This is a genomic window from Dactylosporangium sp. CA-152071, from assembly GCF_050936335.1.
Taxonomy (GTDB): Bacteria; Actinomycetota; Actinomycetes; order Mycobacteriales; family Micromonosporaceae; genus Dactylosporangium; species Dactylosporangium maewongense.
Map to the genome: position 1 here is coordinate 1,347,734 of NZ_JBNJMZ010000002.1, position 20,809 is coordinate 1,368,542.

Here is a 20,809-nt window from a genome sequence, read left to right on the forward strand (position 1 = left end):
ACAGCACCGCGGTGTCCACACCATAGCGACTCCCGCTCATCGCACCGACTCACGGGGTTCGGTGCTCGACGACGCCGGAACCTGTACCGCCGAGTACTGTCCACGGGTGACGAGCAGACCGCGGCCGGCCGGCCAGCCGCCGGCGGTCGAGCGCGGCAGCCGGATGTCGAACAGTTCGCCGTCCACATGCGACAGTGGGTTGAGCAGCAGACCGGTCCGCGCCCGCCGGAGCATCGCCAGCCAGCCCCGGTAACGGTGCTGCTGCAGGTCGTCGGTGGTGCCGGCCGCGACGATCACGCTGCCGGCGTCGCGGGCCGTTCGTACCAGCGACTCCAGGGTCAGCGCCGCCGGGCCCTCGGCGAGCAGCTCCGCGTCGTCGACCAGCACCGCTACCGGCGTACCCACCTCCTGCAGCACGAGCGCGAGGTCGGCGGCGTCCTCGGTGCCGACGAGGGCGGCGGCGAGCCCGTCGAGGTCGGTCAGCGGCGACCGGCGCGGGCAGAGGGCCACGACGGGCGCCGGCCGCGCCACCAGCGACCGGGCGACCTGCAGCAGCGCGCCACTGCGGCCGGAGCGCTGTGGCCCGGAGATCAGGAACGCGTTGCCCAGTTCCGCCAGGTCGACGTCGACCGGGCCGAGCTGGTCACCGCCGACGCCGACGGTGACCGCGCCGACGGCCCGCGGCGCGCTGCGCAGCGCCTCGGCATCGGTGCTCGTGATCATCGACGGGAGCGGGTCGACCCGTTGGGGCAGCGCGTCGGCGGGCACGCCGTCCCAGCGGTGGCGGGTCGCCGCGCAGAGCCGGTCCAGCGCGGCGGCCTGCGCGGCGCCGTCGGGTTCCGGGTCGAGCAGCGCGACCTGCACGCTCTGCCCGCCGGGGCAGGCGATCGCCCGGCCGGGCGGCATCTCGCCCGGCGCCTCCCGCGGGTTGATCCCGTACGCGGCGAGGTCGTCACGGTCGGCGTGGGCGAGCACCAGGCGCGTCGCGACCGCACCGGCGAGCCGGTGGGTGAACCCGGACCGGTCCGTGGACAGGACGGTCAGCACGCCGGCCGCGGGGCCCCGCCGCAGCAGCGCGTCGACGGCGTCGACGAGCCTGCCACCGTCGAGCTCGGCGAACCGGGCGTGGAACGTCTCGTACCGGTCGATGATCAGCACCAGGTACGGCAGCGGGTCCCTGGAGCCGGCCCGCTGCTCGGCCAGCGACGCGTGCCCGCCGGCGGCGAGGAGCCGCTGACGCCGGCCGATCTCGGCGTCCAGGAGCCGCAGCACACGCGCCGTGCGGTCGGTGTCGTCGCCGTCCACGTACGCGCCGCAGTGCGGCAGCCCGGCGAGCCCGGCCAGGGCGTGGTTGCCCTGGTCGAGGATGTACAGGTGGACGTCGGCGGGCCCGGCGGCGCTCGCCAGCCCGGCCGCGATCGTCCGCAGCGCCGTGGACCGTCCGCTGCGGGCCATGCCCGCGACCAGGACCGGGCCGGTCGACGCGAGATCCAGCACGTACGGTCGCTGCGCCTGCTGCGACGGCAGGTCGGCGAGGCCGACCGCGACGCGGACCAGGCCGTCCACCGCGGGCCCGGCGAGATCGGCGGCGACCACGACCGGCGGCAGCGGCGGCAGCCACGGGCTGGCCGGCGCGGCGAGTCCCGCGTGCTCCGCGGCGCCCCGGATCGCGTCGACGAGGACCGCCAGGTCGGTCTCGGCCCCGTCGTCGAGCGCGGCGGGCGGCGGCGGCTGGTGGCCGAGCGAGCCGACCGTCCGGGCCCGGACGAGGACCTCCGACTCGTCGGAGTCCACCACGGCGGAGCGCGGACCACCGATCCGCGCCGCCTGCAGCAGCGCCAGGTCACCGTGGCCGGCGCGCAGGTAGGCCCGGCCCGGCAGGTGCCGGGACAGTCGCACGGCGTCGGGGACGTCCACGACGTCGCTGCTCTCGCTCGCGCTGGTGACCCGCAGGCAGATCCGGAGGTTCAGGTTGGCGCGCAGCTCGGCGGTGACCACGCCGGCCGGTCGTTGGGTGGCGAGGACGACGTGGACGCCGAGGCTGCGCCCGCGCATGCCGATCCCGGCGACGCCGGTGACGAACTCCGGCACCTCCTCGACCAGCGACGCGAACTCGTCGATCACGATCACCAGGCGGGGCAGCCGGCCGCCGGTCGTGGCCCAGTACTCGGCGATGTCCTTGGCCTCGACCTCGGCGAGCAGCGCCTCCCGGCGGCGCAGCTCGGCGCTGAGCGAGGCGAGCGCCCGCGCGACCAGATGCCCGTCGAGGTCGGTGACCATGCCGGCGCAGTGCGGCAGGTTCCGGCATTCGGCGAACGCGCTGCCGCCCTTGTAGTCCACGAGCACGACGGCGAGCGCGTCCGGCGGGTTGACCAGGGCCAGGCCCGCGACGAGCGTCTGCAGCAGTTCGGACTTGCCGGCGCCGCTGGTGCCGGCGATGAGCAGGTGCGGCCCGTCCCGGCTCAGGTCGATGCTGAACGGTCCGCCGGCGCCGACCCCCAGCGGCACGGTCGCGGACCGCCCGCCGGGACTGGCGGCCCACCTGCGGGCGACCGCCTCCGCGGTGGGTGTGTGCCCGAGCCCGGCGAGGTCGAGCAGGCGCACGGTGTCCGGCAGTCCCCCGTCGTCGTCGGAGCGGCCGCCGAGGACCCGCAACGGAGCGAGGGCGTGCGCCAGCGCGGCGGCGTCGGCCGCACTGAGCCGGTCCAGCAGCATGTTGTCCAGGACCCGCCCGTCGGGGTGCCGCAGCCGGGCCCGCGTCCCCGACGGGGAGCTGATCACGGCAGTGGCCCGGCACTCAGCCGGCAGGTCTGTCTCCTCGACGTCCACGCAGATCGCGTACACCCCCGCATCCGGACCGTCGGTGAGCAGTTCGGCCAGCTCCGGCAGCCCACGCAGGCGCCGGGCCCCGTCCGCGACCACGATCATCCGGCGGCCGGCCGGCACCGACGCGCGCAGCGCCGCCTGCCGCTCGGCCCGGCGCGCCGCCACGATCCGGCGTAGCTCGGTCAGCCGCGCCCGGGCCTGCTCCGCGTCGGTGGCGATCATCCGCTGGCACGCCAGGTCGGCGGTGTGCGGGACGGTGTGCGGCAGCCAGCTCGCCCACTCCCACTCCGGTGCCTCGTCCGTGCCGGTCAGCACCACGATCCCCAGGTCGTGCGGGGCGTGCAGGGTGCCGAGGTGCGCGATCACGGCACGGGTCGTGGCGAGGACCGCTTCCCTGGGACCGGCCAGCCCGAGCACACCGGCCGCCGCCAGGTCGACGGTGGACGGCAGGTGTTCGACGGCGGGGATGTCGAACTCACCGTCGAGGTCGACCCGTGCCGGCGCGGTGCCCAGTCCGAGCCGGACGTGCAGGAAGTCCTGGTCGGCCGGCCGGCGCTCGTACAGCCGCCGGCCGGGACCGCTCGCGATCCCCAGCAGGCGGGCCGGGTCGGGCCAGGCGTCACGGCCGGCCCGGCCCTGTTCGTCGGCGAGCCGCTCGAGATCGGTGACCAGGGCGGCCCGCGCCCGTTCGTACTCCTTCACCGCCGCGCGGTGCTCGTTGCGGCCGCTGCGCCGGTCGGACAGCACCGTCGCCAGCATCAGCACCGGCGACAGCGCCAGGAAGATCAGGAAGTAGCCGGCGCCGGGGAGCAGCTTGTACACGCCCCCGGCGATGACCAGCGGCAGCAGGATCACCAGCAGCGGAAAGCGCACCGCTCGCGGCCGCTCCGGCCGCCGCGGCACGCTCAGCCGCGCCACCGCCGCGGGTGCGCCGATGCGCGGCGGCCGGTTGTACGGGACCGTCCCGTCCTCCGCGACCGGCCCGACCGGCCCGTCGGCCGGATCGACGGGCCGGACGGTGAAGACGGTCTCGCCTGCGGAGAACACCTCGCCGGGCGCGACCTCGGCAGTGCCGACGAGCCGCACCCCGCGGTGCGCGACGCCGTTGCGGGAGCCCGCGTCGGCGATCTCGAACCCGGTCGCGGTGGGCCGCGCCGTCGCGTGGACCCGGCTGACCTCGGGGTCGGCGATCACCAGGTCGTTGCTGGGTGCCCGGCCGACGCTGACCGTGCTGCCGGCGGGGAGCGCGGCCCGCGCCGCGCCGCCCGCCCCGCCGACCGCGACCAGCTCGACCCCGTCCCGGTCATGTTCCGGACCGCCTGGTTCGGCGTCGGTGCGCAGCAGCGCGCCGATCGGCACTGTCAGGTCCACCAGCCGCGCGGTGCCGGGCAGCGGCCGGCCGGCCAGCCACAGCTGCCGGCCGGCGCAGTCCAGTGCCCGCGCGAGATCCTCGACGGTCGCCCGTGCCCCGGCCCGGACCCTCGTCGCGAACTCCCGGCCGTCCGTGGCGACCCGCACCTCACGCTCCATGCCCGTGATCCGCATGTCGCCGGTTCAGCCGCCGGCCTGCTCGAGGGCGTCGGCACGCCGCCGCACCTCGTCCGCCGCGTCCTGCAACGCCACCGACAGCCGGGTCAGCGCCGGCTCGTACTCACTGCTCCACGACGAGCGGAACCGTTCCGACGCGCCGCCCTGCCAGTACGTGTTGGCCAGTGCGGTGCGCAAATCACGCAGCAGGCTGTCGACCGTGCTGCTCTGCCGGGCGAAGTTGCCGTTCAGCGTGTGCAACTGCCCGATCTCGCCGCCGATCACCGACATGGGACTCTCCTTCGCTGGTGGACTGTTCGCCACTCAACGTAGGGACCGCGCCGGCACCGGCGACATCGGAAAGGCTCCCCAATCCCGGTGCCCCCGGCGGGTGCTCAGCGCAGCAGCCGCAGGTCGTCGCGGGTGATCAGCTCCCGGCTCAGCGCGTACTCGGCCAGGCCGACGAGTGCGTTGTGGCCGGTCATGCCGGGCACACCGGCCTCGTCGAGCCGGGCCCGCAGGTATTCGATCCGCTTCACGAGGGTCGTGCGCGGCCAGTCCAGGCGCGCGGCCGCGGCCGCGTACGTGCGAGGGTGCGGGTCGTACTGCGGCGGCTCCCGCAGGTACCCCGCGAACAGGGCCACCATCGCCAGGCGGTCCGCCGCGCTGATCACCACGGCGGCACCGACCTCGGTCGGCACGGCAGGTGTGAGTGGCTCCGCCACGGGCTCGCCGGCCGGCTGCGGTGCGGACGGCGGTGTCAGCCGCAGATCGTGCTGGGCGAGGCTGCCGTCGACGAGCACCGTGACCGGCCGCTCGACCGCGACCCGCCGGCCCGGCGGCAGGACACTGCGGAAGCCGTACTCGTCGGCGACCGCGAACGGCCGGGTGGACGACGCGTTCGTCAACCACCAGACGTCCCCCTCCCTGGTGATCGTCCCGGCGATCCGCGAGATCGCCGCGTCACCCGGGTCCAGGCAGATCGTGCACTCCTTCGCCCGCCCGAACGTCAGCCGATCTTCATCGACCAAGGTCAGCACCTGTCCACCGCGCTCAACACGCATCCGTTGGGAAACCCTTCCCGTCCGACCGCCGCTCCGATTGACCGGCATCGTCGCTATTCTCGGCCACGCCGACAAACCGAGGGAGTGCCATGTCCGGCTTCACCGCCCGGCTCAGGTCCATGCCGCTGCGCCTGCCGGGCCGCTCGTCATTGACCGGCGAACGGGTCAACCGCGCCGCCCTGGCCGTCGTGCTGTGCGGTGCCGTGATCGCGGTCGGGCTCGGCGTCGGCTACCGGTCCTCACGCGCCGCGTACGGCGACGGTGGGGCGTTCCTGCAGAAGGACACCAGGATCGTGCACGTCAATGCCGACAACCGCGACGCCGACGCCGTGGTCGCCAAACAGCTGGCGACCGGCAAGCAGATGCTCGAGGTCGTGCAGGTCCGGCCCGGCGTCGTGTACGTCGTCAACAACGACACCGGCACGGTCACCCTGCTGCCGACCGACACCCTCGATCCGAAGACCGTCGACAAGCGACCCGACTCCCAGGGCAAGCTCACCGTGGTCAGCGGCGGCGGCGACGCGTACCTCCTCGACTCGCAACGCGGCACGGTCAGCCGGCTCGACGGCACCGCCGGGCAGCAGACCCAGGTGACCGACCTGCCGCCGGTCGGCCGGGCGGTGGTCGACGGAGCCGGGACCGCCTGGGGATACGCACCCGCCTCCGGCGAGCTCGTGGAGATCGTCAAGGACAAGGTGAAGTCACGACAGCGCGTGCTCAGCGCCGGCGAACGCGCCGAGCTGACCCTCGTCGGCGGCGCACCGGTGATCTACGTACCGCACACCGGGCAGGCCGGCATGTACGGCCCGGACGGTCCGAAGCGCGTGCTCGACCTCGACGCGACGTTCGGGGTGCTGGCCGCCCCCGGCGCGGCCGCGACCGTCGCCGTCGCCGTCGCCCGCACGGGTGAGCTCGTCCTCGGCGAGTTCAGCGACGAACGGGACGTGCGCCGGATCGCGCTGCCCGGCCGCGCCGGTCACCGGTTCGGCCCGCCGGTCATCCACAAGGACCGCGTGTATCTCCCGGACTTCACCGCCCGGCACGTGATCGTCGTGCACACCGCGAGCGGCAAGGTGGAGACCGAACAACCGGTCCCCGGCCGCTCCGACTCGTTCCAGGTCTTCACCCGCGACGATCACGTCTGGGTCAACGACCCGCACGACAACGCCGTGGTGATCACCTTCGACGCCGAGGGCCGGCCCACCACCACGGACCTCACCGACGCGACCAGGCCGAGCCCGTCACCGAAGGCGTCGCCGAAGTCCTCGGGGAAGCCGTCGGCGAGCCCCAGCGGCTCCCAGCCGTCGGCCTCGGCGAGCGCGACGCCGCAGCAGCCGGTCACCCTGCCGAACCTGGCCGGCGTCGACCGCACCGCCGCGTGCGCGCGGCTGGCGCAGCTCAGCCGCCAACTGCGGTGCAGGCTCGTGGCCCAGCCGGACGGCCCGGCCGACACCGACAAGGTGACCGGCACCGACCCGCCGGCCGGGTCGCGGATCAACCCGCGCAGCACGGTGACCGTCTTCTACCGTGGGCCCGCGCAGGTGCCCGACGTCACGAAGCTGCCCGCCAGCCAGGCCTGCCGGGCGTTGGTCGCGGCGAGCCTGACCTGCCGGGAACAGGTCGGCGGGCTGGCCACCGACGGCAGCCAGGTCCGGGTCGTCACCGCGCAGAGCCCCGCGCCGGGGACGGCCGCGGCGACCGGCACGCCGGTCACCGTCACCTACCCGGACATGATCGCGGTGCCGAACCTCGTCGGGCAGCCGTCCAACGTGGCCTGCCCCACCGGTCTGACCTGCGCACCGCACAGCCTCGGCCCGGGCACCCCGGCGTACGTGGTGATCGCCCAGCAGCCGGCCGCCGGCACGGGCCTGGCGCCGGGCGCGACGGTGACCCTCGACCACTACGCGCACGGCGGCGTGGGGAACCTGGTCGGGATGAGCCCCGACGAGGCGTGCGCGAACCTCGCGCAGCAGCAGCTGGGCTGCAACCGCAGCGACACCGCCCAGATCCTGTCGCCGATCGGTGTCGTCGTCGCGCAGGACCAGCCGCCGGGCACCGCGCTCCCGGTCGGCACCGCCGTCACGATCGCCTACCAGTCGAGGACCCCGGTGCCGATGAACCGGTTCAAGGCACCGGGCGCCAGACGCGGCAACTTCCTGTCGCCGGGCGGCGGCGGGCCCGCCGGCTGGTCGCAGCAGAGCACGATCGGGCGGCTGTATCCGGTCTCGGCCGCCGGCGGCGTACCCGGCCTCATGGTCATCTACCAGTCGCACTGCGAACGGGGCTGCGGCGAGGCGGGCGGCTACTACTACTCCGCCAACCCGAACACGCAAGCCAACTGGGTCATGGACGGGCCGGCGTTCGCCTGCTTCTTCGACCAGATCCCCGGCACCGTGCCGATCCGGGCGCTGTTCCACCCGGGCGCCGCCGCGTGGGCCTGGGCGGAGCCCGGCAGCGGCGAGTACAACGCCTTCGTGGCCGCCGGGTTCGGCTCGCAGTACGACTTCACCCTCTGCCACGTCTGGCCGCGCCCGTAGCCGTCACGCGCCGCGACGTCGCGGGGAACCCTTCCCATTGAAGGGTTCCCCGCCACCGGCAACGCTTGGGGCATGCTCCCGCGCGACCCTGTTCTCATCGACGGTGCCCGCTACGCCGAATACGCGCAGACGGCCACCACCCAGGCGGCGGTCCTGCGATCCGCGGCGATCCGCGCCGAGGCGGCCGTCCGCGCCGTCGGACGCGGCACCGCCGGCGCCGCGTTCGAAAGCCCGTCGGCGAGCCGGTTCAAGCAACGCACCGGCGACATGACCGACGACCTCCGTGCCGCCGCCGACCGGCTCACCGAGCTCGCCGAGGACCTCGACCGGATGTCGAAGCACTACGGCGACCTATACCTAGCGTGGAAGGCGGTCCAACCATGAACCCGGTCGTCCGGTACGTCTTCAACCTTGACGACCTGCACGGCCTCGCCGGCACCCTGCGCGGCGCGGCCCACGCGCTCGACGACGCCGCCGGGTCGGTGCGGGCGGCGCAGGCGGCCGTCGCCGACCTGCCCGGGATCGGCGGCGACACCGCCGCGGTGGCCGGCGGCATCGCGGTCCGGTTCGAGGCCGCGGCCCGCGGGCTGCGCGCCGACGCCGGCTGGCTCGCCGCGACGGTCGGCAAGCTCGCCGCGCTCGACGCCACCTTCTGGGCCGGGGCCGGTCTCGGCAAGGTCACCAGCGCGTTCCAGGGCGACCGCGCGCTGCGCCGACGGTACGGACGCGACGCCGGCGCCACCCGGCGGCTGGGCAACATCACCCGCACCGGCGTCGACCTGTTCGGCGAGGACGTGACCGGTTCGAAGCTGCCGCAGCAGGCGATGCGCTACTACCAGGGGCTCAAGCACTTCAAGGCGGTCGACCGGGCGCTGTGGCAGCTGCGCTACCCGCTCGCCTGGCACGCAACGGCCGCCGCCGACGCGCTGCGTCATGCCGCCCGGCGCGCCGGGGTGCCGGCCGCGAAGCGACCCGACTGGATCCGGCGGCTCGCGGGCGACGGCCACGGCCTGCGCCGCCTCAGACGCGTCGGGAACTGGGCGATCCCCGGCGGCTCGGCGGCGCTGCTGCTCGAGGACGGCCGTCAGCTGTTCAACCAGAAACACACCGGCGCGCGAGGAGGCCTCGAGGTGCTGCGGGACACCACCGCGACCGTCGGCTCCGGGTTGCATCTGGCAAGCGACGTGCTCAACGTCGTCCCGGTCGCCGGTACCGTCGCCGACAAGGGCGTCGACGCCGCCGTCTTCTTCACGTTCGACGCGTCGGTGATGGCCCTGGACGCCGTCGACTTCGTCGGCTTCGAACACGGCGACGACGTGGTGCACGCCGTCGGCGACGCGGCCGGCGAGGTCAAGGACTTCGTGGGCGGCATCCTGTGAACGGCCCCGTCACGCCGCCGGCGCTGCTCGCCACCGCCGATGAGCTGGACGCCCTCGCCTACGGCCTCGCCGGTGCCGGGTTCCCCGGGGCCGGGCCGACACTGGTCGCCGCCGCCCCGCCGGAGCACCGGGCGGCGGTCGCCCGCCGGCTCACCGGTGCGCTGCGGATGCGTGGGATCGTCCAGTCGTGCGCCGGCGGCTGGCAGGTCGCCCCCGCCTACCGGCGGCTCCTGGACGCCGTCCTCGACCCCGACCTGGTCGTCGGTGTCCGGGTGCGCACACCGGGCGCGTCGACGATGACGCTGGTGTCCCGTGGCCGCGGCACGGTCGTCCTGCACGAGGCCACCACCGACGGCGACCACCGGCTGCGGCACTCCCCCACCGACCTGCCCACCGCCGTGCGGCACCTGCTCGCCGCCCCGACCCGGCCACCCTGCGGCACCGGCGCGGAACGGCTGACCCGGACCGGACTGCGCCGGCGCATCGACCAAGGCCCCGCGACGCCGTTCACGCACGCCGTCGCCGGCTGCCGGTACGCCGCCCGGGTCACACCGTTCGGCGGCGCCGGCGACGGCACATACCACGCCGCCTCGGCCGTGCTGCTCGCCGCCGAGACCGGTCCACTGTGGACTGTCGAGGTTCACGACGACGACCTGGTGATCGCCGAACCCGTCGACGACATCACCGCCTGGCTCCGGCAACTCCTCCTCGAATCTGTCCCCGCCCGCTCGAACCGAGGCTGACATGGCGCTGACCCCACCCCACGAACTCGACGACCTCGCCACCGCGCTCGACCGGCACGCCGGCGAGCTGGACCGGGTCCGCGACGAGCTCCGGCATGCCGTCCACGACACCCGCGGCGGCTGGGAGGGGCTCGTCGCCGACCGCTTCCGGGCCCACCTCGACGGCCGGCACCGGCAGCAGCACCTCGCGCACGCCGCCGACCGGCTCCGCGACACCGCACGGCTCGCCCGGCTGGCCGCCGACGAGCAACGCGACCGGCTCGCCACCGCCCAGACCGGCGGGACCCCGGCACCATGACGGTCCACACCGCGCCGGCCCGGCTGACCCTCACCCTCGACGAGCTGCGCGCCCTCACCCGGCTCGCCGGCTACTGGCTGCCCGCCGACGTCACCGACGACGACGACGCGGACATGCGCATCGACGTGGCGGCGGTACGAGGCCTCGCCGCGCGTGGACTCCTGCCCGGCGAGGAGCCGCTCGCCGGTGCCCTCGAACCGCTGACCGGGCCTCGCACCGCCGTGGAGATCGACGCCGACGAGGCCGGAACCCGGCGCTGGTACGCGGCCGCCGGTGACACGTCCACCACCGTCCTGGCCGGCCGCCACGACGGGCTCGTGGACGTGGAGCTCCTCGACGGGTCGCCGGCGGCGGCCGTGCCGCGGCTGCTGCTGTTGCCCGACGCCCGCGTCGACACGACCGGCTTCGACGTCGACGCCGACGCCTTGGCGGAAGCCGACGAGCTGGTGGCCGCCGGCGCGGACGGCGCCGCGCTGGACGTCCTGCGCCGCGCCGGAGTGCCGGCGGGGCCGGCGACGAGGTGGCTGCGCGCGATCACCGGCCGGCGGTTCGCCGCCGCGGTCCGGGTCGCCCACCACGACGCGGCAACGGGCCGGTTCGTCGCCGACGAACTGCGGTGGCTCGTCGCCGGCGACGGGACCGGCTGGCAGGTCACCACCATCCACAGTGGACGCCATCGGGTCGCCCCGGCCGACCCCGGCGACGTCCGCGAAGCCCTCGACCACCTGCTGTCCTGGAGTGCCTCATGCCGAGTGCCCTGAGCCGGTTCATGGCCGCGATCCGCTCGGTCGAGTCCGGCGGCGACTACCACATCGCCGGCCCGCCGACCCCGTACGGCCGCGCGAGCGGCGCGTACCAGTTCATCGACTCGACCTGGAACAACTTCAAGGGCTACCCGACCGCGAGGAGCGCCCCGCCGGCCGTCCAGGACCAGAAGGCGGCGCAGCTCATGTCGTCCTACCACCGGGAGTTCGGCCGCTGGGACCTGGTGGCGGTGGCCTGGCACGCGGGCGAGGGCACCGCCCGCCGGGTCGCGCACGACCCGTCCTACCTCAACCGGCTCAGCGACGGGTATCTGCCGACGTCGGCGTACGTGCAGCGGGTGCTGCACCGGGCCGGCCTGCCGCCGGCCGGCGGCAAGCGTGGCGGCGGTGGCAGTGGCGGCGGTGGCGCGGTCCTTCCGATGCGACCCTGGCAGGTGCCGCGCAACATCGCCGGCAAGCACGGCCGCATCGTCATCGACCCGCCGCTGCTGTCCCGGCTCGCCCGGCAGCTCACCGACAACCTGGCGACCGTCGACTCGGTGTACCACCGCACGAAGCGCGCCACCGCCGACGTCCACCGGATGCGGTTCGCCGACCCGGCGACCGGCCGGCGCCTGCACGCCGCCCTCGACGACGTCCTCGACGGCCAGCACGGACTCAGGCTCGTCCCCGGCTACCTGAGCCGCGACGTCGGATACCTCCTGGAGGCCCGCGACCGGGCACTGCGCGCCGACAGCGACAACCGGCACGAACGGCGCGGGGTCGAGCGCCTGATCGCCTCGCTGGCCGCCCGGCACGGCGCCGGTACCCGCAGGAACGTCGCCCACCTGCTCCGCGACCTGTACCGGCGGGACAGCGCCCACACCCGCCGGCACCTCCCGACATCTCCGGCGTCGTCACCGTCCGCGCCCCGGCGGCACGGGTTGTCGAACGTCAAGCTCGGACACGCCTGGGGCGGCAGCAAGTCGATCTTCGACCAGTTCGTCACGCCGTTCCTGGGCAAGGAGGGACTCACCGCCGGGTCACAGAAGCGACCGACCGACTCCGTCCCCGGCCCCGCCACCTCGGACCACTTCGTCGGCAGCAGATCCTCCTACGCGATCGACTACCCGACCTCCTCCGGCGAGGACGAGGCCCGCGCCCTGGCCCGCGCGATGGGAAGCCAGTCCTGGCAGCCGAACAGCTACGACTCTTTCGTGGTCAAGGTCGATGGGACACAGTTCCGCGTGCAGATCCTGTGGGGCGCCCGCATCGATCACGCCGACCACGTCCACGTGGGCATCCACCGCCTGTGAGCAGAAACGACGGCCGTCCGGGTCGCATCGTCGGTGCGGCCCGGACCGCGTCTCAGCAGTACACGTTGCCGCAGTACTGGATGATGAACGCGTTGGACGTCTTGGTGGCGCTCTGCCCGTTCTGCGTGTACGTGACCGTCACCGAGATCACCGCGTCGCTGTTCGCCACCGCGAGGCCGCAGCCGCTGGCGGTCGACGTGCAGCTATCTATGGCAGGAAACTGCTTCCGTGACGCGGCGACGGCTGTCCGAACTCGCGAATGGCGCCGCAGCAGTCGGCGACGGCCTGCCCACCGTCAGGTCGGCACAGCCAGCCGGACCTGCCGCTTGCGGCGGTACATCTCGGCGTCGGCACGGCGCAGCAGCGCGTCGGCGTCGGCCGGGGTACCGGTGGCGACCCCGACGCTGGCGCCGACGTGCGCGACGGTGCCGGGCAGGTGGTACGGGCGGGTGATGGCGGCGCTGACCGTGGCGGCGCGGTGGTGCGCGGCGTCGGTGTCGGCGCCCGGCAGGAGCAGGGCGAACTCGTCGCCGCCGAGGCGGGCGACCAGCGTGTCCGGGCCGGCGGCCGCCTCGAGGCGGCGGGCGACCTCGACGAGCAGCGCGTCGCCGGCGTGGTGGCCGTGGACGTCGTTGACCTGTTTGAAGCCGTCGAGGTCGATGACCAGGACGCTCAGCTTGGCGGCCGTGTCGATCGCCGCGAGTCGCTCGGTCAGCAGGGCACGGTTGGCGAGGCCGGTCAGGGCGTCGTGGGTCGCCTGGTGGCGCAGCGCGTCGTGCAGGCGCTGCAGTTCGAGCATGCTGCGGTCGAGGTCGGTGAGCAGCCGGTCGTTGTCGTGGAAGGCGATCAGCTGGCGGGTGAGGACCACGGCGGTGATCACCACGATGCCGACCGCGACGCCCCACGTGCGTGCGTCGGCCCCGGCGACGTGCAGGGCGACGATCCCGAGCAGTTCGGTGGCGACGACGGCGACGTACGGCATGACACTGAACCGGCGCTGCCGCGCCTCGGCGTGACCGGCCGGACGGCGCTGCTGGATCCCCTGCACGCGCAGGCTCGCCACGGTGAGGATGCACGGCAGCAGCGACGCGACCGCCTCGATCCGCGCATCGGTGGTGCCGGTCAGGATCGCGGCGACGGAGGTGCCCACGGCCGTGCCGCCGACCCCGACACAGCCGGCGATCCCGGCCTGCCGGGTGAAGGGGGCGGTGCCGCTGAGGATCAGCTTGAGCACGCCCAGCACGATCACCAGCATGACCACGGCGCCGGCCGCGGCGGCCAGCCGGTCCCCCAGGCGTGGGCTGTCCAGTTCGGCGCCGATCGAGAAGTACCAGAGGAAGACGGCGACACCGATCAGCACGGCGCCCGCGTCGAGCCACAGCCGCATCCGCTGCCGGCCGCCGTCGCCGAGCGGGTGACGCAGCATCACCACCGCCATCAGCGTCATCGCGCACACGACGCACAACGACTGCACGATGTCGTCGTAGTCGGCGTACACCACCGGCAGCCACGAGCCGGGAGCCGCGCGCGGGCCGACGAGCGGGACCAGGCGGACGCCGCGCTCCCGGGCCAGCCACTCCAGTTCGTGCAGACCGGACGCAGGGACGTCGCCGCCACCAGCACGAGGGCGAGCAGGCCCACGGTCGCGGGGACCATGCCGCGGTACCCGGTGAGGAGCGCCCACAGCTGCCCGGCGCGTTCGACGTGCGACACGAGCGCCAGGACCACGTGGGCGAGCAGCAGCGCGAGGGGCGCGATGCCCGTCCAGCGGTGCCAGCGGCCGAGGGAGTCCTGGCCGAAGGCGCGTTCCAGCCACGGGATCCGGGCCATGCCGAGCACCTGCAACAGCAGCAGGTCGGTGGACCACAGCGCGGCGAGGCGGCAGGCGGCGGCCAGGCCGGGGGCGGACGTGGGCAGGCCGACCGCCCACAGCACGGTCGCGACGGCCAGGCTGGACGCCGCGAAGAGCTTCGCCGCGGTTCGCACAACACACCCCACTGGGTATGAGGAACGGCCCCGCCACCGGGGCGGGGCCGTTCGGAGGGACGAGGTCAGCCGCCGGTGAAGGACGGGGTGGTGCCGCACTTCGCCTTCGCGTTGAGGCAGACCTTCACGAGGGGGCCGAGGTTCTCCGGCTTCCAGGCGTTCATGAAGTCGCCGTGCATCGACGAGGCCATCCCCGACGACAGCGCGAGACCCTCGCCGCCGAGGGACTCGTAGTTCACCATGAACGACAGGTTCGGGATGGCGACCGGGTAGTCGCCCTGGCACTTGCCGTTCTTCGCGCCGCCCATGTGCGACTTGTGATCGGGCGAGTCGATGTGCTTGCCGTCCCAGCAGTCCTGGAAGGTCAGCTGGAAGATGAGGTTGCCGCCGGGGGCGCAGACCGGCCAGTTGCCGTCGGCGCTGCGGCCGACCTCGGCGCTGCCGGCGCACCAGAACTGGCCCGGGGCGCCCTTCTGCGTGGCGACCTGACGCTTGGCGTCGCCGTGGACCATGACCAGGCCGGGCGGGAACGGGACCGTCGCCGACGGGTCGGGCAGCCGCGAGCCGTAGTACACCCGGAAGCTCTTCATCTTGACCGGCTGCCCGTTCTTGAGCAGTTGGGGCACCCAGTAGGCGCTGTTGTCGCCCGGGGCGTTGCAGTTGGTCTTGCGGGCGAAGAGGTCGGCCGGCTTGGTGGTGGCGTCGACGGTCGGGCCGAAGAACGTGTGCATGTGCGACGCGCCGGGCAGGCCGGGCAGCACGATCGGGTCGTCCTTGGCCTCGTTCGACACCGCACAGTCCGTGTGGAACTCCGCGACCCGGGTGGTGCCCGCCGGCACCGGCAGCTGCTTGAGCTGGTTGAACGCCGCCAGCTCCGCCTGCCACTTGGCCTGGTCGACGTCGACCCAGCCGCCGGCCGGGGCGGAGCCGGTCGGTGAGGTGGTGGGCGAGGTGCCGCCGGTCGGGGCGGCGCTGCTCGGCGGGGGCGGCGCGACCGTGGCGGTCGCCGGCGGGCGCGTGCCGGAGCCGAGCGCGAACCAGTTGACGTTGACGAAGTCGCTCTGCTGGTCGCTCTTCATCACGGCGACCAGGGTCTGCGGGCCGGAGGGGACGCGCGCCGCGGTGGCGTTGACGGTCGTCCACTTCTGCCAGCCGCCGGTGTACGCGACCGGGAACGTCGCGACGAGCTCGCCCGCCGGCGAGCCGAGGTGCAGCTCGATCGAGCCGCCGGCCCGGTTGTTCGCCGCGATCCGGGCGCTCAGCTGGGCGCCGACGGTCACGTTGTCGTACTGCAGCCAGTCGCCGGCGGCGAGCCACCCGACGTTCTTGCCGCCGCCGCTGTCGGCGGTGTTCTCGGTCCGTGCCCCGTTCTGGGCCGACCAGGTCTCCGCCTCGATCCTGCCGGGCGCTGTCTCGTCGGCGTTCGCGGTCGCCAGGTAGGCCCCGCTCACACCGACCGCCGACACGACCGTCGCGGCGATGAGGATGTTGCGGGCCCGGCGTCTTCCGCGCGGGTTCTGGGAATAGTTGCGCATACGTTGTCTCCGCCGTCCTGGGCTGACGTCGTGGAATCCGTGCGGTCAGGAAGTTACCAGCTCAGAGGCTTACTTCAAGTCGCAAAGGAACTCTTAGAAATACGCTTTCCCAGCGTTGCTGGCCCGGTCGCGGACCCCACTCGATTACGCTTTTCCGGCTTAAGTTTGGCTTAAAGACGTACGGGAATCAGACGGTGACCTTCCGCAGGTGGCGCGGTGGTGGGCGACAAGTTTTTGCCCACTGATCGCGCACAAGGCAGGCCTAACGTGCGGGGAGACCGGCGTCGACGGTCTTGACGGACAACGAAGGAGCGCAGCGATGAGCACGCCTGTCGTCTTCATCCACGGACTGTGGTTGCACGCATCGTCCTGGCAGCCGTGGGTCGAGCTGTTCCGGGCGGAAGGCTACGAGCCGGTCGCCCCGGGCTGGCCGGGTGAGCCGGGAACCGTCGCCGGGGCGCGGGAGCATCCGGAGGCGGTCGCCGACCACGGCATCGACGACGTCGTCGAGCACTACGCGAAGGTGATCGCGGGCCTGCCGGCGAAGCCGATCCTGATCGGGCACTCGTTCGGTGGCATGATCGCGCAGAAGCTCCTCGGCCAGGATCTCGCCGCCGCGGCGGTGGCCGTCGACGCGGCACAGATCAAAGGTGTGCTGCCGCTGCCGCTGTCGGCGTTGCGCGCGACGCTGCCGGTGTTCCGGAACCCGGCGAACAAGCATCGGGCGGTGTCGTTGACGGCGCAGCAGTTCCGGTTCGCGTTCGGCAACGCCGTCACCGAGCAGGAGTCGCAGGAGCTGTTCGACCGGTGGGCGGTCCCGGCGCCGGGCAAGCCGCTGTTCGAGGCGGCGGCGGCGAACTTCGACCCGCACTCCCCCGCCAAGGTGGACACGGCCAACGAGCTGCGGGGTCCGCTGCTGCTCATCACGGGCGGGCGGGACCACACGGTGCCGGAGTCGGTGACCCGGGCGACTCTCAAGCAGTACCGGCACTCCCACGCGGTCACCGACATCCTCGACTTCCCCGACCGCGCCCACTCGCTGACGATCGACAGCGGTTGGCGGGCGGTCGCCGACGAGAGCCTGGCGTGGCTGCGGCGCAACGGGCTCTGAGGTGACGCGGGACTGACCGGCCGGCGCGGCCGCCGTCCCGTGCGACGGCCGCCGCGCGTACCAGAGAGGAACACGCCATGGATCTGCATCTTTCGGGCAAGACCGCGGTGGTCACCGGCGCCAGCAAAGGCATCGGCCTGGCCGTCACCCAGGCCCTGGCCGCTGAGGGGGTCCGGGTCGTGGCGGGGGCCAGGACCGCCGGACCCGACCTCACGCAGCTGAGCGGTAGCGCCGACGTGCGGGTCGTCGAGGTCGACCTGAGCACCGCGGACGGACCGGCAAGGCTCGTCGACACCGCCGTGACCGCGTTCGGCGGGCTCGACATCCTGGTCAACAACGTCGGAGCGGTGCGGCCACGCACAGCCGGATTCCTGGCCGTCACCGACGAGGAGTGGACGGCGACGCTGACGCTGAACCTCCTCGCCGCGGTCCGCACGACCCGGGCGGCGCTGCCGCACCTGCTGGCCGGTGGCGCGGGCAGCATCGTCACGGTCGGGTCGGTCAACGCCACGCTGCCCGACCCGCTCGTCATCGACTACAGCGCCGCGAAGGCCGCCCTGGCCAGCTTCTCCAAGTCGCTGTCGAAGGAGTTCGGAGGGCGTGGGGTGCGGGTCAACACGGTCAGCCCCGGGCCGGTGAGCACCGGGTTGTGGCTCGGCGACGACGGGGTCGCGGCAACCGTCGCCCGCTCGCTGGGCGGCGGTGACCCCGGCGCGGTCGCCGACCGGGCCGCCGGTGAGTCCGTCACCGGCCGGTTCACCCGCCCGCAGGAGGTCGCGGATCTGGTGCTGCTGCTGGCCAGTGACCGCACCGCGAACGTCACCGGCGCCGACTTCGCCGTCGACGGCGGCCTCGTCAGCACGTTGTAGTCAGCACGTTGCAGGTCAGCGGCCGGCCTGGACGTGGACGAGGCCGGCCAGCTGGGCTCGCGAGGTGATCTCCAGCTTCGGGAAGATGCGGTGCAGGTGTGAGCTGACGGTGCGGTGCGACAGGTACAGCCGTTCGCCGATCTCGCGGTTCGTCATGCCTTCCGCGGCGAGCTGCGCGATCTGCAGCTCCTGCGCGGTGAGCCGGTCACGGGCGTCGACGCCGCGCCTGCGGCTGGTCTCACCGGCGGCGCGCAGCTCCTGCCGCGCCTGCTCCCCCCACGGGACGGTGCCCAGGGTGTGAAACGTGTCCATCGCCGTGCGCAGCAGGGCGCGGGACTCGGCGACCCGGCGCTGGCGGCGCAGCCAGCGTCCGTAGGCGAGCTGCAGCCGGGCCCGGGCGAACGGCCAGCGTCCGACGTCGACCTGCAACGCGGCCTGGAACAGCGCCTCGGCGTCGGTGTCGCCGGCGAGGACCGCACGGGCGTGCCGCAGCCCACCGTGCAGGGCCGGTGACGGTGTCTGCAGCGCGAACGTCTCGAGCTCGGCGACGATCCCGGCGACGGCGCCGGCCTGACCGCTGTGCACGGCGGCGTCGGCGAGCTCGGCCAGGGCGAAGCAGCGCAGCGCCGGGTGGAACGAGGGGTCGACCGGGTCGTGCATCCGGCGGAACTGTTCGAACGCGTCGGCGTAGCGGCCGGCGCCGAGCGCGGCGAGCCCCCGGGCGAGCCGCGCGGTGGCGAGGACCGGTCGGACCCGGCCGGACATGGCGCCCTGCTCGGCGGCGCCGGCAAGGGCCTGCACGCCCGGCTCGTCGCCGCGCAGGGCGGCGAGAACGGCACCGGTCGCCTGGCCGATGCCGACGAACAGCGGCTGCGACGTCTCCCGGGCCAGGCGGGTGCACTCCTCGGCGGCGGGGATGCCGACGTTGAGGTCGGCGAGGTGGGCGGCACTCCACGCCTGCGCCCCCGACGCCCGCGCGACGAGCCCGAGGCGGCCCTGCGCCCGCAATGCCGGCAGCGCCGCGGTGCAGCAGGCCTCGGCGAGGTCGAACGCACCGACCAGGACCGCGGCGCTGCCGACCAGGCGGAGCGCCTCGGCGTTGCCGGCGGCCCGCTCCGCGCCGCGGCGAAGGCTGTCGATCACCGCGGCGCCGCGTTCGATCGGTGCCGCGAACGCGAGGATCGCCAACAGGTCCGGGTCGTCGGCGGGGATCGGCAGTGCTTCGGCGACGCCGACGAGCCGGTGCCTGCTCGGCAGGTCCGCCTCGGTCCAGAATGATCGCAGCGCCGCGCCGTTGAGCAGCCGGAGTGCGACGTCGACGTGCCCGTCGGCGGCGACCCGTTCAGCGACGTCGGCGACCCGTGCCGGTTGGCGGTGCTCGTCGCGGAGCCCGTCGCCGAAGCTGGCCTCGATCCACAGCAGCTGGGCCCGTTGCCATGAGGACAGCTCGACGGTTGCGGCGTCGCGCAGCAGCCGGTGGACCACGTCCTGCCGGCCGAGCTCGACGGCGGCCTCGGCGGCGCGCAGCAACCGGGCGGCCCGCCGGACCGGGTCGTCGGTGAGCTGCGCGGAGCGTTCGAGGGCGGTCAGCGCCGCGACGGCCGCGCCGCGACGGCGGGCCGCGGCGGCGATCTGCTCGAGGTCGGCCGCGACGTCCTCGTCCGGTCCGTGGCTGGACGAGGCCCGGTGCCAGCCGCTGCGGTCGTGCTGGCCTGCGAGGACCTGGGCCAGTGCGGCGTGCGCGGCGTGCCGTTGCTGGAGGTCGGCGTGCTGGTGGATCGCTGAACGCATCAGCGGGTGCCGGAACCGGATGCGGTCACCGTCGACGTCGACCAGCGACGCCGCGACGGCCGGCGGCAGGTCGCCGACGGTGACGGCGGTGCCGGCGACGAGCGTCGCCGCGGCGAGGGTCTCCGACAGGGCGTCGCCGTCGTTGGTCGCGGCGACGAGCAGCAGGGTCCGGGTCGCCGCGGGAAGCTGGACCGCCCTGGCCGCGAACGCCTCCTGCAGCCGGTCGGTGAGCGGGCGCAGGGCCGCGGCCGCCGGACCGGGCGGTCCGGACGCCGCGGTGTGCCCGGCGGTGATCGTGGACAGCTCGACCAGGGCGAGGGGGTTGCCGGCGGCATCCAGCAGCAGCTGCCGTCGCACGCCGGCCGGCAGGTCGGCGGCGTGCGCGTCGAGGACGGCAGCGGCGGCGGTCTCGTCGAGCCGGTCCAGGCGCAGCTGCGGCAGGTCGGCGCCGAAGGAGGTGGGGAAGCCGTCGCGAACGGCGGCCAGCAGCAGCACCGGGTCCGCGTCGAGGCGCCGTGCGACGAACCCGAGGATCTCCGCGGTGGCCGGGTCCAGCCAGTGCGCGTCCTCCACGACGAGCAGGGCGGTGGGTCCTGTGGCGGCGTCGGCGAGGATGTTGAGCACGGCGAGCGCGACGAGGAACAGGTCGGGGTGGCCACGTCGGCCATGCCGAACGCGCCATGCACCGCGTCGCGCTGCGGGCCGGGCAGCGCCTCCGCGCGGGCCAGGACGGGGCGCAGCAACTTGTGCAGGCCCGCGAAGGGCACGCTGGCCTCCGCCTCGACGCCGGCGGTGGTGAGGACCAGCATCCCGCCGGTGGCGGCGACCCGGCGGGCCTCCGTCAGCAGCCGGGTCTTGCCGATGCCGGCCTCGCCGCGCAGCACCAGCGCGCCGCCGCGCTCGCGGACACCGTGCAGCAGCGTGGTCAGCTGCCGCAGTTCGGCGTCGCGGCCGTACAGGTGCTCGCCTGGCATACCGAAGGTCACCCATCCAGGTCGGCCGGCCCGTGTCGGTCCTGAGGGTACACATGCCGGCACGGTCGGTTCGAGGAGCGCTCCCACGTGTGCGAAAATGCTCCGGCGAG

At 74.2% G+C, this 20,809-nt stretch carries 16 protein-coding genes and 1 pseudogene; 9 read left to right on the plus strand and 8 right to left on the minus strand.

The genetic code is table 11. The features are described 5' to 3' along the window. Window positions 1-36: 36 nt before the first annotated feature. The 3 genes from ACQEVZ_RS46140 to ACQEVZ_RS46150 form a co-directional block, all read right to left on the minus strand. Entirely contained in the window at window positions 37-4,356 is a 4,320-nt protein-coding gene (locus ACQEVZ_RS46140; RefSeq protein WP_433380215.1) for an FtsK/SpoIIIE domain-containing protein, read from the minus strand. A gap of 24 nt (window positions 4,357-4,380) precedes the next feature. Continuing rightward, window positions 4,381-4,644, minus strand: coding sequence for a WXG100 family type VII secretion target (locus ACQEVZ_RS46145; protein WP_344510109.1), 264 nt, complete (start codon window positions 4,642-4,644; stop codon window positions 4,381-4,383). A 104-nt stretch (window positions 4,645-4,748) separates the two neighbouring features. Continuing rightward, window positions 4,749-5,384 carry an FHA domain-containing protein gene (locus tag ACQEVZ_RS46150; protein ID WP_433380219.1) on the minus strand — a complete coding sequence of 212 codons (636 nt, stop codon included), beginning with the start codon at window positions 5,382-5,384 and terminating at the stop codon, window positions 4,749-4,751. Between the two features lie 122 nt (window positions 5,385-5,506). Here ACQEVZ_RS46150 and ACQEVZ_RS46155 point away from each other — a divergent pair, with 122 nt between their 5' ends. From ACQEVZ_RS46155 to ACQEVZ_RS46185, 7 genes are all read left to right on the plus strand, one after another. After that, on the plus strand, window positions 5,507-7,954 hold the full coding sequence (locus tag ACQEVZ_RS46155; protein WP_433380222.1) for a PASTA domain-containing protein: 2,448 nt from the start codon (window positions 5,507-5,509) through the stop codon (window positions 7,952-7,954). A 72-nt stretch (window positions 7,955-8,026) separates the two neighbouring features. Further along, on the plus strand, window positions 8,027-8,338 hold the full coding sequence (locus ACQEVZ_RS46160; RefSeq protein ID WP_344510103.1) for a hypothetical protein: 312 nt from the start codon (window positions 8,027-8,029) through the stop codon (window positions 8,336-8,338). Next, entirely contained in the window at window positions 8,335-9,333 is a 999-nt protein-coding gene (locus ACQEVZ_RS46165; protein ID WP_433380225.1) for a hypothetical protein, read from the plus strand. The genes ACQEVZ_RS46160 and ACQEVZ_RS46165 overlap by 4 nt, the downstream gene beginning before the upstream one ends. After that, a complete protein-coding gene (locus ACQEVZ_RS46170; protein WP_433380228.1) occupies window positions 9,330-10,076 on the plus strand; it encodes a hypothetical protein in 747 nt (248 codons plus the stop codon). The genes ACQEVZ_RS46165 and ACQEVZ_RS46170 overlap by 4 nt, the downstream gene beginning before the upstream one ends. Window position 10,077: 1 nt before the next feature. After that, on the plus strand, window positions 10,078-10,374 hold the full coding sequence (locus ACQEVZ_RS46175; RefSeq protein ID WP_433380231.1) for a hypothetical protein: 297 nt from the start codon (window positions 10,078-10,080) through the stop codon (window positions 10,372-10,374). Next, on the plus strand, window positions 10,371-11,135 hold the full coding sequence (locus tag ACQEVZ_RS46180) for a hypothetical protein (RefSeq protein WP_433380234.1): 765 nt from the start codon (window positions 10,371-10,373) through the stop codon (window positions 11,133-11,135). The genes ACQEVZ_RS46175 and ACQEVZ_RS46180 overlap by 4 nt, the downstream gene beginning before the upstream one ends. Beyond that, entirely contained in the window at window positions 11,120-12,433 is a 1,314-nt protein-coding gene (locus ACQEVZ_RS46185; RefSeq protein WP_433380237.1) for a hypothetical protein, read from the plus strand. Before ACQEVZ_RS46180 ends, ACQEVZ_RS46185 begins: the two co-directional genes overlap by 16 nt. Before the next feature lie 295 nt (window positions 12,434-12,728). Here the strand turns inward: ACQEVZ_RS46185 and ACQEVZ_RS46190 are convergent, their stop codons facing one another. The 3 genes from ACQEVZ_RS46190 to ACQEVZ_RS46200 all read right to left on the minus strand — a co-directional run bounded on the left by ACQEVZ_RS46190 (window position 12,729) and on the right by ACQEVZ_RS46200 (window position 15,954). Next, window positions 12,729-13,931: a diguanylate cyclase domain-containing protein gene (locus tag ACQEVZ_RS46190; protein WP_433380240.1), complete on the minus strand. Its 1,203-nt coding sequence runs from the start codon at window positions 13,929-13,931 to the stop codon at window positions 12,729-12,731. Continuing rightward, a complete protein-coding gene (locus tag ACQEVZ_RS46195; RefSeq protein WP_433380243.1) occupies window positions 13,877-14,419 on the minus strand; it encodes a ferric reductase-like transmembrane domain-containing protein in 543 nt (180 codons plus the stop codon). The genes ACQEVZ_RS46190 and ACQEVZ_RS46195 overlap by 55 nt, the downstream gene beginning before the upstream one ends. A 65-nt stretch (window positions 14,420-14,484) precedes the next feature. Next, window positions 14,485-15,954, minus strand: a complete 1,470-nt coding sequence (locus tag ACQEVZ_RS46200; RefSeq protein ID WP_433380246.1) for a DUF1996 domain-containing protein — start codon at window positions 15,952-15,954, stop codon at window positions 14,485-14,487. A 319-nt stretch (window positions 15,955-16,273) separates the two neighbouring features. Here ACQEVZ_RS46200 and ACQEVZ_RS46205 point away from each other — a divergent pair, with 319 nt between their 5' ends. Then, window positions 16,274-17,065, plus strand: coding sequence for an alpha/beta hydrolase (locus tag ACQEVZ_RS46205; RefSeq protein ID WP_433380249.1), 792 nt, complete (start codon window positions 16,274-16,276; stop codon window positions 17,063-17,065). Window positions 17,066-17,142: 77 nt separating this feature from the next. Continuing rightward, window positions 17,143-17,934 (plus strand): oxidoreductase, encoded by a 792-nt coding sequence (locus tag ACQEVZ_RS46210; protein WP_433380252.1) that lies wholly within the window; start codon window positions 17,143-17,145, stop codon window positions 17,932-17,934. 15 nt (window positions 17,935-17,949) lie between these two features. Here the strand turns inward: ACQEVZ_RS46210 and ACQEVZ_RS46215 are convergent, their stop codons facing one another. Together ACQEVZ_RS46215 and ACQEVZ_RS46220 are read right to left on the minus strand one after the other, a co-directional pair. Beyond that, window positions 17,950-20,349 (minus strand): LuxR C-terminal-related transcriptional regulator, encoded by a 2,400-nt coding sequence (locus ACQEVZ_RS46215; protein WP_433380255.1) that lies wholly within the window; start codon window positions 20,347-20,349, stop codon window positions 17,950-17,952. Between the two features lie 104 nt (window positions 20,350-20,453). Beyond that, a pseudogene (locus ACQEVZ_RS46220) lies at window positions 20,454-20,699 on the minus strand (ATP-binding protein); the annotation flags it as partial. Window positions 20,700-20,809: the final 110 nt, after the last annotated feature.

What these genes read in the sequence shown, in the direction of transcription:
- ACQEVZ_RS46140 (WP_433380215.1), bottom strand. Translation starts at nt 4,356, where the DNA reads ATGGAGCGTGAGGTGCGGGTCGCCACGGACGGCCGGGAGTTCGCGACG.
- ACQEVZ_RS46145 (WP_344510109.1), bottom strand. Translation starts at nt 4,644, where the DNA reads ATGTCGGTGATCGGCGGCGAGATCGGGCAGTTGCACACGCTGAACGGC.
- ACQEVZ_RS46155 (WP_433380222.1), top strand. Translation starts at nt 5,507, where the DNA reads ATGTCCGGCTTCACCGCCCGGCTCAGGTCCATGCCGCTGCGCCTGCCG.
- ACQEVZ_RS46160 (WP_344510103.1), top strand. Translation starts at nt 8,027, where the DNA reads ATGCTCCCGCGCGACCCTGTTCTCATCGACGGTGCCCGCTACGCCGAA.
- ACQEVZ_RS46165 (WP_433380225.1), top strand. Translation starts at nt 8,335, where the DNA reads ATGAACCCGGTCGTCCGGTACGTCTTCAACCTTGACGACCTGCACGGC.
- ACQEVZ_RS46175 (WP_433380231.1), top strand. Translation starts at nt 10,078, where the DNA reads ATGGCGCTGACCCCACCCCACGAACTCGACGACCTCGCCACCGCGCTC.
- ACQEVZ_RS46180 (WP_433380234.1), top strand. Translation starts at nt 10,371, where the DNA reads ATGACGGTCCACACCGCGCCGGCCCGGCTGACCCTCACCCTCGACGAG.
- ACQEVZ_RS46185 (WP_433380237.1), top strand. Translation starts at nt 11,120, where the DNA reads ATGCCGAGTGCCCTGAGCCGGTTCATGGCCGCGATCCGCTCGGTCGAG.
- ACQEVZ_RS46200 (WP_433380246.1), bottom strand. Translation starts at nt 15,954, where the DNA reads ATGCGCAACTATTCCCAGAACCCGCGCGGAAGACGCCGGGCCCGCAAC.
- ACQEVZ_RS46205 (WP_433380249.1), top strand. Translation starts at nt 16,274, where the DNA reads ATGAGCACGCCTGTCGTCTTCATCCACGGACTGTGGTTGCACGCATCG.
- ACQEVZ_RS46210 (WP_433380252.1), top strand. Translation starts at nt 17,143, where the DNA reads ATGGATCTGCATCTTTCGGGCAAGACCGCGGTGGTCACCGGCGCCAGC.